Annotated in this window: 13 protein-coding genes and 1 pseudogene; 4 read left to right on the forward strand and 10 right to left on the reverse strand. The window is 60.0% G+C overall.

Features of this window, described 5'->3' with window-relative positions:
* Positions 1-111: 111 nt before the first annotated feature.
* A pseudogene (locus ABLE85_RS16795) lies at positions 112-819 on the forward strand (IS6 family transposase).
* A gap of 110 nt (positions 820-929) precedes the next feature.
* On the opposite strand, the gene ABLE85_RS16800 reads toward ABLE85_RS16795, so the two are convergent.
* From ABLE85_RS16800 to ABLE85_RS16840, 9 genes are all read right to left on the reverse strand, one after another.
* Positions 930-1760: an N-acyl homoserine lactonase family protein gene (locus ABLE85_RS16800; protein WP_348793860.1), complete on the reverse strand. Its 831-nt coding sequence runs from the start codon at positions 1758-1760 to the stop codon at positions 930-932.
* A 38-nt stretch (positions 1761-1798) separates the two neighbouring features.
* Positions 1799-2941 carry a Xaa-Pro peptidase family protein gene (locus ABLE85_RS16805; protein ID WP_348793861.1) on the reverse strand — a complete coding sequence of 381 codons (1143 nt, stop codon included), beginning with the start codon at positions 2939-2941 and terminating at the stop codon, positions 1799-1801.
* A gap of 11 nt (positions 2942-2952) precedes the next feature.
* Entirely contained in the window at positions 2953-4044 is a 1092-nt protein-coding gene (locus tag ABLE85_RS16810; protein WP_348793862.1) for an ABC transporter ATP-binding protein, read from the reverse strand.
* 2 nt (positions 4045-4046) lie between these two features.
* Positions 4047-4889, reverse strand: coding sequence for an ABC transporter permease (locus ABLE85_RS16815; RefSeq protein WP_348793863.1), 843 nt, complete (start codon positions 4887-4889; stop codon positions 4047-4049).
* Between the two features lie 20 nt (positions 4890-4909).
* Positions 4910-5725: an ABC transporter permease subunit gene (locus ABLE85_RS16820; RefSeq protein ID WP_348793864.1), complete on the reverse strand. Its 816-nt coding sequence runs from the start codon at positions 5723-5725 to the stop codon at positions 4910-4912.
* Positions 5726-5827: 102 nt separating this feature from the next.
* On the reverse strand, positions 5828-6946 hold the full coding sequence (locus ABLE85_RS16825; RefSeq protein WP_348793865.1) for an extracellular solute-binding protein: 1119 nt from the start codon (positions 6944-6946) through the stop codon (positions 5828-5830).
* Positions 6947-7232: 286 nt separating this feature from the next.
* Entirely contained in the window at positions 7233-7988 is a 756-nt protein-coding gene (locus ABLE85_RS16830) for a glutamine amidotransferase (protein WP_348793866.1), read from the reverse strand.
* A gap of 351 nt (positions 7989-8339) precedes the next feature.
* The gene (locus ABLE85_RS16835) at positions 8340-9332 is read right to left on the reverse strand and encodes a LacI family DNA-binding transcriptional regulator (protein ID WP_348793867.1); all 993 of its coding nucleotides are present in this window, start codon (positions 9330-9332) and stop codon (positions 8340-8342) included.
* A 776-nt stretch (positions 9333-10108) separates the two neighbouring features.
* Positions 10109-10585: a cupin domain-containing protein gene (locus ABLE85_RS16840; protein WP_348793868.1), complete on the reverse strand. Its 477-nt coding sequence runs from the start codon at positions 10583-10585 to the stop codon at positions 10109-10111.
* An 87-nt stretch (positions 10586-10672) separates the two neighbouring features.
* On the opposite strand from ABLE85_RS16840, the gene ABLE85_RS16845 reads away from it, so the two are divergent.
* Positions 10673-11113, forward strand: a complete 441-nt coding sequence (locus ABLE85_RS16845) for a MarR family winged helix-turn-helix transcriptional regulator (protein WP_348793869.1) — start codon at positions 10673-10675, stop codon at positions 11111-11113.
* A 113-nt stretch (positions 11114-11226) separates the two neighbouring features.
* On the opposite strand, the gene ABLE85_RS16850 is transcribed toward ABLE85_RS16845, so the two are convergent.
* Positions 11227-11718 carry an IS6 family transposase gene (locus tag ABLE85_RS16850; protein WP_348793870.1) on the reverse strand — a complete coding sequence of 164 codons (492 nt, stop codon included), beginning with the start codon at positions 11716-11718 and terminating at the stop codon, positions 11227-11229.
* Positions 11719-12045: 327 nt separating this feature from the next.
* On the opposite strand from ABLE85_RS16850, the gene ABLE85_RS16855 reads away from it, so the two are divergent.
* Complete coding sequence (locus ABLE85_RS16855) at positions 12046-12795, forward strand: BPL-N domain-containing protein (protein WP_348793871.1); 750 nt, start codon at positions 12046-12048, stop codon at positions 12793-12795.
* 310 nt (positions 12796-13105) lie between these two features.
* Positions 13106-13561: a VOC family protein gene (locus ABLE85_RS16860; RefSeq protein WP_348793872.1), complete on the forward strand. Its 456-nt coding sequence runs from the start codon at positions 13106-13108 to the stop codon at positions 13559-13561.
* The last annotated feature ends 14 nt before the right edge of the window (positions 13562-13575 follow it).

Raw genomic sequence — 13575 nt, forward strand, 5'->3', positions numbered from 1 at the left:
TATCCGCTGACGAGAATAGGTCTGCGTCCATGCGCGTGCTGTCAACATGCAAGCGCGCAGATGGGGCGTCGCCTTCACGGCTGTTGCGGATGGGGACGATAACCTGCAGGCATGACTGCAGACGCTTCCGCCCACTACACACGCCACCGATTTCCTGCCGAAATCATCGCGCATGCGGTGTGGCTCTGCGATCGGTTTCCGCTGAGCCTGCGCGACATTGAAGACCTGCTTGCCGAGCGCGGCATCAACGTCTCGTTTCAGACCGTCTCTGAATGGGCGGCAAAGTTCGGCGCTATGTTCGCCCACCAACTTCGGCGGCGATCACGCGGTCGGTTCGCTGACAAATGACACCTCGACGAGATGCTTGTGTCGATCAAGGGCAGGAAATATTGGCTGTGGCGCGCCGTCGATGCCGACGGTTATGTTCTCGATGCCCTGCTGCAAAGCCGCAGGCACAAGGGGGCGGCTCTTCGGTTAATGCGCAAATTGCTCAAGGGCCAAGGGATGGCACCGCGAGTTATGGTGACCGACAAACTTCGCTCTTACGACGCCGCGAAGGCTGAGTTGATGCCAGGAGTCGAGCATCGGTCGCATAAGGGCCTGAACAACCGAGCCGAGAATCCTCCTCTACGCCGACGAGAGCGACGCATGATGCGCTTCAAGTCGGCGCGGCAGTGCCAGCGTTTCGTCTCAACTCATGGACAGATTGCCAATCTCTTCCACCTTCATCGCAAACATCTGACCGCCGCGAAACACCGGCAGCTGCGAGCTCATGCCATCATGGCCTGGCGCGAAATCGCCTGCTCGATCACTGCCTGAAATTCGGCATACGACTGCTCACCGCGGACTGTGACAAGTTAAGGCGACGCCACCGAACCGTGCGATGACGTTTGACGTCATCGCACGCTAGGCAAGCCGAGCAAGGGTGGCTATTCGCCGATTATGCCGCTCGGATAGTTGTTGAACAACGCAAAGTCGTGGTTCGGCAGGATGATGTCGGCGTTTGCCTTGATCCATCTGTCGTTGTCGATCCACTGCTGCACGTTCCACAGCGGGCCCATCGGCCAGGCATGGTCGATATTCGTATAGTTGTAGTAGAAGTCGGAGCCGATGCAGACCCGTCCGAGCACGGTGTTGACCAACACGACCATCTGCCCGGCCGCATGGCCTCCTGCCTTGATCAGCTCGATATTTCTGCCCAGCTTCAGATTGCCTTCGATGATGTCCAGGCGATCGCTGATGGACGTCAGCTTGTGCTGCCATTCACGGTAATAGAACGTCGCGAAGGGCGGCGGGCTGATCAGGAACGGCACCTCGTCCTTCTGCACGATGAAGCGCGCATTGGTGAACAGTTCGTTGTTACCGATGTGGTCGAAATGAAGGTGGGTGAGGACGACGATGTCGACGTCTTCCGGCTTCACGCCTTTGTCGGCGAGCGCCCGGACAATTTCCTGATCGCGCTCCTTGGTGGCGATGTAGTCGATGCCATAGGCGTTCTGCATGGCCATGATCTCATCGCAATCGCCCAGGCCAGTATCGATCAGGATGGTCTTGTCTTCGCCCTCGATGAGCCAAACCGGAACGGGCACCATCAGCCCCGGGGTGACGCTGCCGTCAGCATTGTAAACCCGCTCCTTGTGGCCGAACGGCAGGAGGGTTTTCTTCTTGACGAGCGGATGGCGCTCAGGCGCGCCGTAAACGCTGGTCGCATAGCTGCTTTCCAGCGCTCCCGTGAGAATACAATGAATTTTTGCCGACATGCCAATTCACCTTTCTGGTTCAGATAGTTGCTGATCGGTCAGAGCAACTGGAGGTCGCGGGGAAAGTTGGTGAGAAACTCGAAGCCGTCCTCCGTGATAAGGACCGAGTCGCCGAACTGGACCCCGAAATCCTTGAAGGTGAGGTTTCCGTCCACGGCCAGAACCATGCCGGGCTGCAAAACCGTCGGGTCGCCGGTCATGATCTGAGGCTTCTCGTTGAAGGAAGCGCCGAGGCCTCTCCCCGTTCTGGTGCAGGGCGCATAGCCATGTTTCTGGAGAACGGCGGATGCCGCCTCATGCACGGCGCTAACCGGCTTGCCGGGCTTCAGCGCATCCAGCGCGGCCTCTTGGCTTTCCAGCGCAACCCGGGTCATGAGTTCATGTTCCCGGCTGATCGATCCGACAAAGAAGGGCCGATCCATGGCCAGCTTCATATGCTTGTAGTTGATCATGCCGCACAGGCAGACGGCGACCGGTTCCCCTTCGGAAATGCATTTCAGTCCGGGGCGGCAGTGGCCAAGATCGGTATTGGTGCCGCTTTTCATGATCTGCAGGTAGTTGACCATGGGCGAGTAGAGCGGATGCGCGTCCTCTTCCGCGAGCAGGGACGCCGCGCGGCGGGTTCCTGCGTCTATCGCGGCGAGTGACACCACATATTCCGGCACGCCAAGGGCGATCGTGTCTCTGGTGGCGGCCATCATGGCATCGGCGACCTGACCGGCCTTTCGCAGGTCGGCAATTTCGGCGGGGGATTTGATGAGGCGAAGCTCCTCGATCAGCCGGTCCGAAATCACGAAATTCGCATCGCTGATCGACCGGAACTGCGTATGGACGAGCGGATTGAACTGCGTTTCGAATCCGAGATTGCGGATCGGCTTGCCCGCCAGAAGATCTTTCAGTGACCTTCTCCACTCGCCTTCGGCGGAGTCCCGCCATCCCTGGACGCGCACGGAGCGCGCCATCGCTTCGACCATGCCCAGGTCGCCGGCCGGAACGATCAAGACGGGGTCGTCGTCCTTCGGGACGAACAACACCGAAGGGCGGCCGAAATCCATGCCGATGTAATTCTCACAACCCGTGAAATAATAGATGTTGTCCGGATCGGATATGAGGAACGCATCCAGGTTGCTGGCGCCGATCTTTTCGTTCAGCGCAAAAAGTCTACGTGCGTATTCATTCATCGCTGCTTGCCTCAGAGGACGGTGACGTCGGCGGCCTTGAACCTGATTGCCACCGAGCCCGAGGAGTCGACCGCGGGCAACTCCGTGCCCATGACATCCACCACGAGCTTGTTCTGGCTGGACAGAGCCAGCGAGTATTGCGTGGTCGAGCCGAGATACAGGACGTTCTCGACGGTCGCCTTCAGCAGGTTTTCGTCGGCTTCTCTTGCCTGTGCCTGTTCCGCGGCGACGACCTTGATGTGCTCCGGCCGGATGCAGAGCTTTACCGCCTCGTTCAGCGGCTTGTCCGACCTGACCTTGACCGTCTCGCCGCCCGCGATTGCGACGGTCGCACGGTCGCCGCCATGCTTTTCGGCAATGACGCCCTGCAGCCAGCTGGCGCGTCCGATGAAATCTGCGACGAACTCGGTCGACGGGCGGCGATAGACCTCGGACGGGGTTCCGTCTTGCTCGATGCGGCCCTTGTTCATCACGATCAGCCGATCGCCGAGGCTCATGGCCTCTTCTTGGTCGTGTGTGACGATGATGGTGGAGCAATTCACCGATTTCAGGATTTGCCGCAGTTCGACCTGCAGCGTCTGGCGCAGCTTGGCGTCGAGAGCCGAGAGCGGCTCATCCAGCAGCATGATGGAAGGCTGGGTTACCAGGGCCCGGGCAAGCGCCACCCGCTGCTGCTGACCACCGCTGAGTTGCGCCGGCTTGCGCGCCTTGAACGCCTCGAGCTGCACCAGTTTCAGGGCGTCGGTGACACGCCCTTCGCGCTCCGCCACGGGAACGCCGCGATATTTCAGACCGTAGGCGACGTTGTCATAGATCGTCATGTGCGGGAACAAGGCGAAATGCTGGAACACCAGGCCCACATTGCGCTCGTATGGTTTGAGCCCGACCGCAGACCTGCCGGCAATCTCGATATTGCCGCTCGACGGCTGTTCAAAGCCGGCAATCATTCTCAACGTCGTCGTCTTGCCGCAGCCGGACGGGCCGAGCAGAGACACGATCTCGCCCGACGACACGGAGAAACTGATGTCGGTCACGCCAGCGACCGCGCCGTAGGACTTATGGACATTTTGCAAAGACAGAATTTGGGGCACGGCTTCGAACATCCCTAGCTATTTTTTTCCTCGTGGACGCCCTGGCCCACGACCCGGTTCAGTCCGACGAGCCGGTCGGCAACGAAGATCACCACCAGCGTGAACATGATCAGGACACCGGATGCGGCGGCGATCGTCAGATCGAACTGGTTGCGCATGTTGGCGAGCAGCGTAATGGGCAGCGTGGTGGTCTTGGGATCGACCAGGAATATGCTCACCGCCACTTCGTCGAGCGAGAGAGCCAGCGAGAAAAGGAAACTGCTGATGATCCCGGACCTGGCCAGTGGGAGGGTGATGTCGGCGAACGATTGCCGCTCGTTGGCACCGAGGCTGAGAGCCGCCTCCGTCAGGCTGTGCGGAATGCCCTGGAGCGCGGCGTAGAGTATCCGCAACGAGAACGGCAGCGATATCAGGACATGGGCAAGGATCAGCCGGAGCTTCCCGTCGTAGTAGCCAACGGACGAGAAGAACAACAGAAGCGAGAAGCCGATGATGACGCCCGGCACGACCACCGGTGACATGATCAGGGCCTCGAGGGCACCCTTGCCCCTGAAGTTGGCTCGACAGAATGCAAATGCGGTGACCAGCCCGACGAGCGTCGATAGCGATGCCGAGACGACGCCGATGACGAGCGAGTTCTGGGCGCTGCTCATGTAGAGGCGATTGCTGAAGAAATTCTCGTACCACTGCAGCGACAGCGAAGGCGGAGGGAAGACCCCCATATATTCGCGGCTGTCGAACGACATGAGCAGCGTAATGAGGATGGGCCCCACCAACAGCAGAATGCTGACCAAGAACAGCAATCTACACAGCAGGCCAAAGGCGGTATCGCAGTGCTTGAGGAATTTGGGGCTCATCTGAGGCCGACCCTGGTCTTTCAATGAAGTCTTTTCAGGACGAGTTGCGCGCCCTGGATGATTGCCACGGAAATGACCAGCAGGATGACGGCAACCGCCGCGCCGCTCGGGTGATCGGCAATCTCCGCAAAGCGCGAGAAGATGAGGTTGGTGGTGAAGACCACGATGCCGCGCCCCAGGATCAGGGGCACGATGAAGGCACTGATCGAAACCGCAAAGCCGAGCAAGGCCACCGAAATGATGGACTGCAAGCTGAGCCGGAAGGTCGTATCCCAGAACGCGAACCACCGTGGCGCGCCGAGGGATTGCGCTGCCTCCTCCAACCGGGGGTCGATGTTGTTGATGGTCGCCAGCAGCGTGAGGGTGGCAACGGGTACGACGAAGTTGAGCAGACCGATGATGAGCGTGGCTTCGATATAGCCGATGCCATTGAGCGAAATGTCAAAGAAGCGGGCGATGGGAGCAAAGATGCCGACTGCGCCGAAGGTCAGCGAGATGGAGTAGACCCTTACGATCGCCCCGGAAAAAAGCATTGCCACGAGAACGGCCAGAACCAGTTTCTTGCCGACCCGGCTGGCGCCGCGAGCCAGATAGTAGCTGAGGGGATAGGAAAGCAGGACGCCCACCGCCGCAGCGACGAAACTGAAGAAGAACGTGTCATAGAGGACCGTCAGGTAGGCCGGATCAAGGAAGTCCAGATAATTCTTGGCGGTGAATGACCCCGCTAGTCCGCCGACGCGCCCCGGCTCGTGAATTTTGAAGCTTTCACGCAGTGTGTAGCCGAGCGGCAGCAGGTACAAAAACACAAGTATCAGAATCGATGGCACGAGAAGCAATGCCACGCTCCTGAATTTGTAAGTGTTCATAGGTCACCCGATTTCAAAATCTGGTGGCCGCCGCCAGCCGGCGACCACCTTGTCGGTGTGGAGCCGAGGAAATCAGCCCTGGCGCACGAGAGGCTGGATTTCCACCTCGAACCTCTTGGACCACTCGCCTATGTTCTGGGAGATATATTCAAAGTCCGGGAAATAGGCGTATTTCTGCAGATCGGCGTCCGAGGTCAGCACGAACTTTTCCAGTTCCGGAGAAGCCTTGGACTTCACATTGACCGGGCTGGCAGTGGTGTTGGCCGCATAGAACTCGTCGTGATCGGCGCGGATGAGATAGCTTGCGAATTCCTTCGCCGTCGCCGCGTGCGGTCCGTTCAGGATCGCCCAGCCCAGCGTGAAGAGGAAGGACTTCAGGCCCTTGCTGCCGTCGACGCGATTGCAGAGCTGGATGGGAGCCGCCTTGTCGATCTTTCCCCAGTTGCCGATGCCCGTGTAGGACACCGCGATCGAACCCGTGGTCAGCGCGTTGATGGTGTCCACATCCGACTTCAGGATCTGCGCGACATTGCCGCTCTGCGCCAGCTTCTTCATGAATTCCCAGGCCGGCTCGAGATCCTTCTCGCTGCCGCCCAGCTCCAGCGCCATCGCGACATAGGGCGTGAAGGAATACATGGACGGGTCAAGCAGACCGATCTTGCCCTTGAGGCTGGGGTCCAGCAAATCGTTCATATTGGTGATCGGCTTGGAGACCATGTCGGTGCGGTAGCCGAAATAGGAGCCGTCCGTGGCGACCGGAATGATCTTGGCCTTGCCGTCCTTGTCGCGGAACTTGTCCACCAGGGGCTTTGCCACTTCGTCCAGACCCACGACGTCATCGACGTCGGCGAGCCAGCCTTCATTCATCATGGAATAGAAGACAGGGTCCCAAGCCTGAACCATGTCGTACTTGATGCTGTCGGGCCAGGTCGCCTTGATCTTGCTGAGGATGTTCGCGGCACCGCCTTCGTGCAGCTCCCACAGAACGGAACTGCCCGTCTTCTCGGTGAAGTCGGTCGCGATGACTTCGTTCGCCTTCAAGAGGGGGCCGCCCCAGGTTACCGCGGTGACCTCCTCCGCGGCAGCCGCCTTCGATCCTCCGAACAGCTGCATCGGCGTCGAAACCGCGCCGGCCAACGACAGCGCACCGCCCAGCTTCATCAGGCCTCTTCTGGTTAGTTCAGTACCCATTTCAAATTCCTCTGAGTTGGAATGCCGCTTTCGGCCGGCAGGCAGGTCTCCAGTTGAGGCCGAGGCTGTTGCCCGCTACGGCATTGCCGTCGCCGACTGATCGTCAGCACGGGAGCGCGGGGAAGCCTCAGACTCTTGGAGACAGCTGTTATTTTCGGGGAGCGCCTGCCGGCGAAACCATCATTGACCAAGTTCCCGTATTCTTTTGTGAACCGGTTTCGTAAACCGGTTTACTAGTTTAGATCGCATCGGTTTCCGAAAGTCAAGCCGACTTTCTTGACTGCCGTCATGCGTCTGCGGACCAGGAAACAAGTTGCTGCCACAGCTGCTTGTATCCACTCCAGTTGACAAACGACGCAGGCGCCCAATGCGGCGCGCAATCCGAGGTAAAGGCGACCGTGCGCCCCTTGCCGTAGGTGCCGGCCGCGATCAGCGGATCCTCGCCGACGGTGACGATCTGCTCGCCTTGTTCCTTAACCTTGACGCGGTTGTAGCCGAGAAGCTGCGGCCACTCGGTGAGGAGGCCGGAGACGATGGGATGCTCGCCTTTCTCCACCACCGGAGTGACGCCTTGCGGAAATTCCGCACGATCATCCGTGGCCTGCAAAGTGACGGGCAGAATCTCCTCGATCGCCGTTCCGGCGTACTGGCCCTTGGCGTCGATGCCCTGGAACGTCAGATAGCCGCCGATCATGACGAAGCCGCCACCATTGGCGACGTAGTCGCGAATGGTGTGCAGCCGGTTCGGCAGCACCTTCGACCTCACGAACGTGTCCGGGTGAAGCAGGAGCGTGTTGGCGCCGATGTCGCTCAATATGACGCTGTCGTAGTTCGACAGCGCAGCCGCATCGAACGGGAAGTCGCGCGCGGCGACATGCGCGGGCTGATAGTCGACTTGCCAGTCGCCTTCCTCCAGCGCGGCACGCAGCCAATGGATGCCTTCGGAATATTCCGTGGTGGTAAAGCTGTCGAAGCCCTTCTGGTGGATGCTGTGAACGGTCCAGGATTCGCCGGCAATGAGTACGCGTCGTTTTGCTGTCATGTCCTTTTTCTCAACGTGGGTTGGGGTGAAATTACGGTCGGCTGAGCGCCTGACCGCGATACGGTTGTCGCGCGTTCGATTGCCAGCAGCGGCAAAAATCTCCCGTTGGCCGACTGAGCGTCGCACCCGAAGGAAAACAGCTGTTGCTTGCGGATACCGGCGAACCGGAAAACCCGGCAGAGATCGAACGCCATGCGACGAGGCGGCCCAGGCAGCCCCCTAGCGCAATTCGCTCTCCGGACGCGCGCAGCGGTCTACAGGAGCGTTTGGCATGAAGCCCATTTCGCCCTGCGCGCTACGATCCAAGGTTAGCTATTCAATTTCAAATGGTTGCTCCCCCTTGGGCGGCGTCTAGATTATTTTTGCAACGGAATGGCGCTCGACGAGCTCGACCGGCAAGCGCTCGACATCGGCGACATCCTGGTTGTTGAGCAGGCCGAAGAGCGCCCGAAAGGCCTTGCGCCCCATTTCGCGGGTCGGCTGCCTCACTGTCGTGAGGCCGGGTGCCAGCATGTCCGCAAAGGGCATATCGTCAAAACCCACCAGGGAAATATCCTTCGGCACGTTCAGTCCGTGGTCGCGGATCACCTGCATGGCGCCGATTGCGATGAAGTCGCTGCCCGCGAAAACCGCTGTCGGGCGATCGGCGCTCGAGAGAATGTCCGCCATCGCTGCAGCGCCGAATTCACGCGAATAGGCCTCCTGGAGAATGTGTGTCGGCTCGAGGCCGGCTTCCCGCATGGCGCGCAGGAACCCGTCCTTGCGCTCCTGGGCGCTCATCAGGCCGACCGGGCCGCCTATATGGGCAATTCGCCTGTGGCCGGCACCGATCAGATAGCGGGTCGCCTGGTACGCGCCCTCGGCGTTCTCGACGAAGATTTTCGGCACCGCTACGCCCGGCACGTCTTCATCGACCAGCACGACACTTGCGTGAGCGCTCATGCTCGCGGCCAGACGTCCGTCGTCAGGCCGGTTCGTCATCATTATCAGCCCGTCGACGTGCCGATCGTCGAGCCGCCTCAGGCAGGCGATCTCGCGCTCCGTGGCCCCTCGGGTGCTGGACATGAGAACCGAGTAGCCGTGCTGCTCGGCCTCGTCCTCGATGGCCGCAGCCAGGTCGGCGAAAAACGGATTTGCAATTTCCGGAGCCACGATCCCGATCGTCTCGGTCCTGCCCGTGCTGAGCCGCTTGGCCAGCAGGTTGGGCCGATAGTCGAGACGCTTGATCGCAGCATCGATCCGGCCGGAAGTCGAAGCCGGCAGTTCGATGCGACCATTCAGATAGCGCGACACCGTCGTGGGCGACACGCCCGCCTCTTGTGCCACATCGTTGATCGTCGCCATCCTGCTCTCCACTTTGAACATATAGTAGCTAATGAAATCGGTTTAGTAAAGCGCTTCACTACGCCTTGTTTGTTATAAGGCATTCGTCCAGTATCCCCGGCAGACGTGTAGCCATCGCGCTCGACCGTGTAGTATGCGGCCCCTGAGACGCTACCCAGATCGATGCTTATGCCTTCGATTGGCTGAAGGTCGGTGGCGAGAGCGCTACCGGTGAAGAAAGCGGGTCGTGCCGATGACCGCGCCGGAAAACCAATGCATGGCGGTCCCGTTCAGGTCTCGCAAAAGCGCGTCTGTGGCTTGATGCTGGAACGCGCGGCCCGAACCCGACCGGCCGCGTCGTCCGCAACGACATCATAGGCGAAATGGTCGCGGAAGTGCCTCGCCATGGTCCAGCCGTCGAACACCGCACCCGACGCGCCTTAGGCCGAGATCCTGGAGCTGCACCGCCGACATGGCGTCGAGACGTGAACGGGTCGCGCGCCTGTTGCGCCACTTTGCCCACCGGCCGACCAGCCCGGACGCCCATGCCGGCAGCCGGCCGGGTAGTACGCGCACATTGCTTGCAACGTCGGCTTTATGATCCAACTCATTCGTGAACAGCGTCATCGTACCTGCTCCCGTTCTGATTGAATTCTTGCGGCGTGGAGCCACGGCTGTGCGCCCGCCCGTCGACAGGCGAGTCATCCAATAATGCGCCTTGGAGTTGGGTGAGCTAATGGTCTCCGAACCCGCAGCAGGCATGCGCGAGCGTCTGGGCGACTGGATATCGGCAGGCGCTATGTCGCCGGCACTGCCGGGGTAAGACCGTAGCGGCGCATGATCTCGGCCATCTTGGCCCGGTCCGGTGGACCACCGGCCGCAGCGTTGAGAACCGCGAAAGTCTCGCGGAAATACTCCGGACCGATTGCGGCCGGGGTAATCACGCAGAGCGCCTTCACGTCCCGGCTGCCGTTATTGTCGAACCGATGCACGGCACCTCGCGGAATACATAGGGCCTGTCCCGGCCCGACATCGAATTGCTTTCCGTCGACGGTCCAGGTCAACACGCCGTCGATGCCGTAGATCGTCTCTTCATAATGGTCGTGGCTGTGGGCTGGAGCCGGCAGCCGCTGCCCACTTGGGACACCAAGTTCAAAGGCTGCGATGCTGCCATTCGAGTTGTCTCCGGTCAGCAAGAAGCGAACCGTGAGCCCCTTGGTGTCGATAGTTTCGTCGGAAGGGTTGATGTGAGGGTCTATGGCGGCCTGTGGCATTGCGCTGTCTCCTCCGGTAAACTACATTTACCGTGGGTCAGTAAACTCCATTTACCGAAAATGTCAATGCCACACCCTTCAAGAAGCTTGCCGAACAAAACCGACGACATGCTGATCGGTGCCCTGCTGCGGGTTCCCGCCCAGGCGATTCATCGCAGGATTATCAAGGAGCTCAACGCAGCCGGCTTCGACGACCTGCGCCTGCCGCATATTGCGGTGCTGCAGTTTCCCGGACCGGACGAGGTTCGCCCGGCCACGCTCGCCGAGCGCGCAGGCATGAGCAAACAGGCCATGAACCAGCTGCTCGGGAGCCTTGAGGGTTTCGGCTATATTGTCCGAACCGATGTACCAGGTGAGGCTGGCGCGCGCGTTGTCCGCTTTACCGAACGCGGACACGCTGCATACGCCAAAATCATCGACACACTGCGCGACATTGAGCGCGAGTGGAGCAGTGAACTTGGACCCGAGCGGTTCGCCCAGCTCAAAGCGCTGTTGCTGCTGGTCTGGGAGGGGCCGCTGGTTCGCTAGTCGTAGGCACACTTACTAACCCCACCCGGCTTTTTCGGGCGGCTGAACTGCCTCCCATTTCAACCGGACAAATGGGGGGCACTCCAAGCGGTGAATCGCGCTTTTGAAATCGATCATTCGGCCTGTCGCTTGCGCATCATACGGACCATCTCGATGCCGGAAAGGATGATCGCGGCTGATGTTGGTGATTTGAAGCCGAGCATCGGTCCGAAGCTGCGCTTGATACGCCGATGATCCTGTTCTATTCGGTTATTCAGATATTTGCGCTTGAGTATCCGGATCGGCTTCAGCCGGCGCCGGGAGCGGGTCTGCAAGCGACTTGTGGTGTCACAAGAAGCGATAGCCTCCAGGTTGGTCTGGCTACCATCGATGACGACGCGGTCGGGCCGGCCATGATGTGCCAGCGCTTTTCTGAAGAACTGCTTGGCCGACGGCAGGTCACGTTGCTCACTGAACCAGAATTCGATCGTGTCGCCGACGCTATCGACGGCAATACCCCGCTCGGCCATCATCTCTTCCAGATCACGCAAGCTCAGGCTGTAGGCCAGGTACCAGCGCACACAAAGCAGGATCACTGACTGGTCGAACTGGCGGCCCTTGAACATTCAACCCTCCGAAAATGTCAGAGGCTCTCCTTGCCACGGTGCCGGTATTCGAAACGTTGCAACAGAACCAGGCTGAGCGAAAGGTGGCCTAGAAATCCAAGGGGAAGCCGCGGCGCCCCGACTTTGAGCGACCTAAGCCGCGTTGGTATCTGGCACCAGCGGTCAGCCGGGAGGGTAGCCCGGCATTTCAGTTTGTCAGGGTAGAGCAACCCGTAGCTCGCCGGCCTCATAAGATTTCGTTGCACGGACCTATTCACACGCGGAACCAACTGTTGAGGATTTGCCGCTAAGAACAGCGACGCATGCAAGCCGCAACACGGAGTTGAGATGTCCGCGCCCAAAGCACTCCTGGCACTGTTTGCAAGCACCATGCTGGCGACGCCTCTCAGCGCGGCCCCACTGGCTCTCGTCTATCGCGGGCCAGCCGGTTGCGAAGGTTGCTCGGAAGCCGTGGCGGCAGTCCTTGAAACCTCAAAATACCAGTTCAAGGTCGAGTATGTCGGGCCGAACGAGCCCCTTCAGCTCAATGCGGAAACCCTCAAACACGCCACCCTCTACGCCCAGCCCGGCGGAGGCGACGATGTTCCTTACGCTGCCCAGAGTATCGGCGCGGAGGGCCTCGCGGCGGTCCGCGATTTCGTGGCCAGTGGTGGCCGTTACTTCGGCGTCTGCATGGGCGCCTATCTGGCCTCAGCCGCCGGCTTCGGGGTCATTGATGGTCAAGCCGTCTCCTATGTAGGCCGCCCGGGATCGCTCGTCGATCACGATGAGGACACGGTCACCCCGGTCTATTGGCGCGGCGAAGAACGTTGGCTCTATTATCAGAGCGGCAGCACCATCCTGTTCTCGCCCAAGGCGTCGGGCGTCAACGTCCTGGCGCGTTATCCCAACAATGATATTGCCGCCTCCGTCTCCCCCTTCGGCGCCGGCCGGGTCGGCCTCGTCGGCCCCCACCCCGAAGCGGATCAAACCTGGTATGACGCCGCGGGGCTTGTCGATCCGGATGGCCACACCGCCGAGCTAGCGCAGGATCTGCTCGCTGCGACGATGGATGGGGCGCGACCCTTTGATGAGTAATTGGAGTTCATAAGACATACCGACACTCCACGATCGGTGTAAGATCACCGCAACTCAAGCGCGACAACTGCCAGATTGCGGTACCGCGCCAACGCCTTCGTCGACGATGAATAAGGCTTGATCTCAATCGCCTTCAAGGCGGCCACATCGCCAGCCTCGAGCGTCTAGCTGCCCTGAAAACGTTGCGTTCTTGACGTGATCGTACAGCGTGACCTTCTTCTCGTTGACGTTGAACGAAACTTCTACCGGCTCGTTTATGTCGACGTCACGGAGCTTTTGGAGAAATCCCATATCCGAATTGGAGGCGTCGATGAACCCGGTACAAGTCGAGCAGGCAAGCTATCAAATGCCGCCGCAGGATGGATTTACCGTCGCACACTTTCTCACCGTCGCCGACATCGAACGATCTCTTCGCTTTTACGAAACGGTCTTCGACGGTCGCATCCTGAGCAGAGGCGACAGCAGCGGCGCGCCGGGGTACATCCAGATCGCGAACACGTGGCTCATTGTCAACGTCGGGGGCGGTCCGACACCCGACAAACCATCGGTGACGCTCAGCGTCCCTGCCGACCCCGATTCAGTCAGCAGCTTTATGAATATCCGCGTTGCGGACATTCAAGCGTGCTATGAACTATGGCGAAGTCGAGGAGCCGAGTTTATCACAGAGCCAAAGGACAAGTACGGCGAGACGCGCTGCTACATTCGCGATCCTGATGGTTATATTATAGAAGTTGGACAAAGTAAGCCGGGCGTCGCTTACGGCTAGACGGCACGAGGATG

Origin of the sequence: Mesorhizobium sp. KR1-2 (genome assembly GCF_040045035.1) — a bacterium.
GTDB lineage: Bacteria > Pseudomonadota > Alphaproteobacteria > Rhizobiales > Rhizobiaceae > Pseudaminobacter.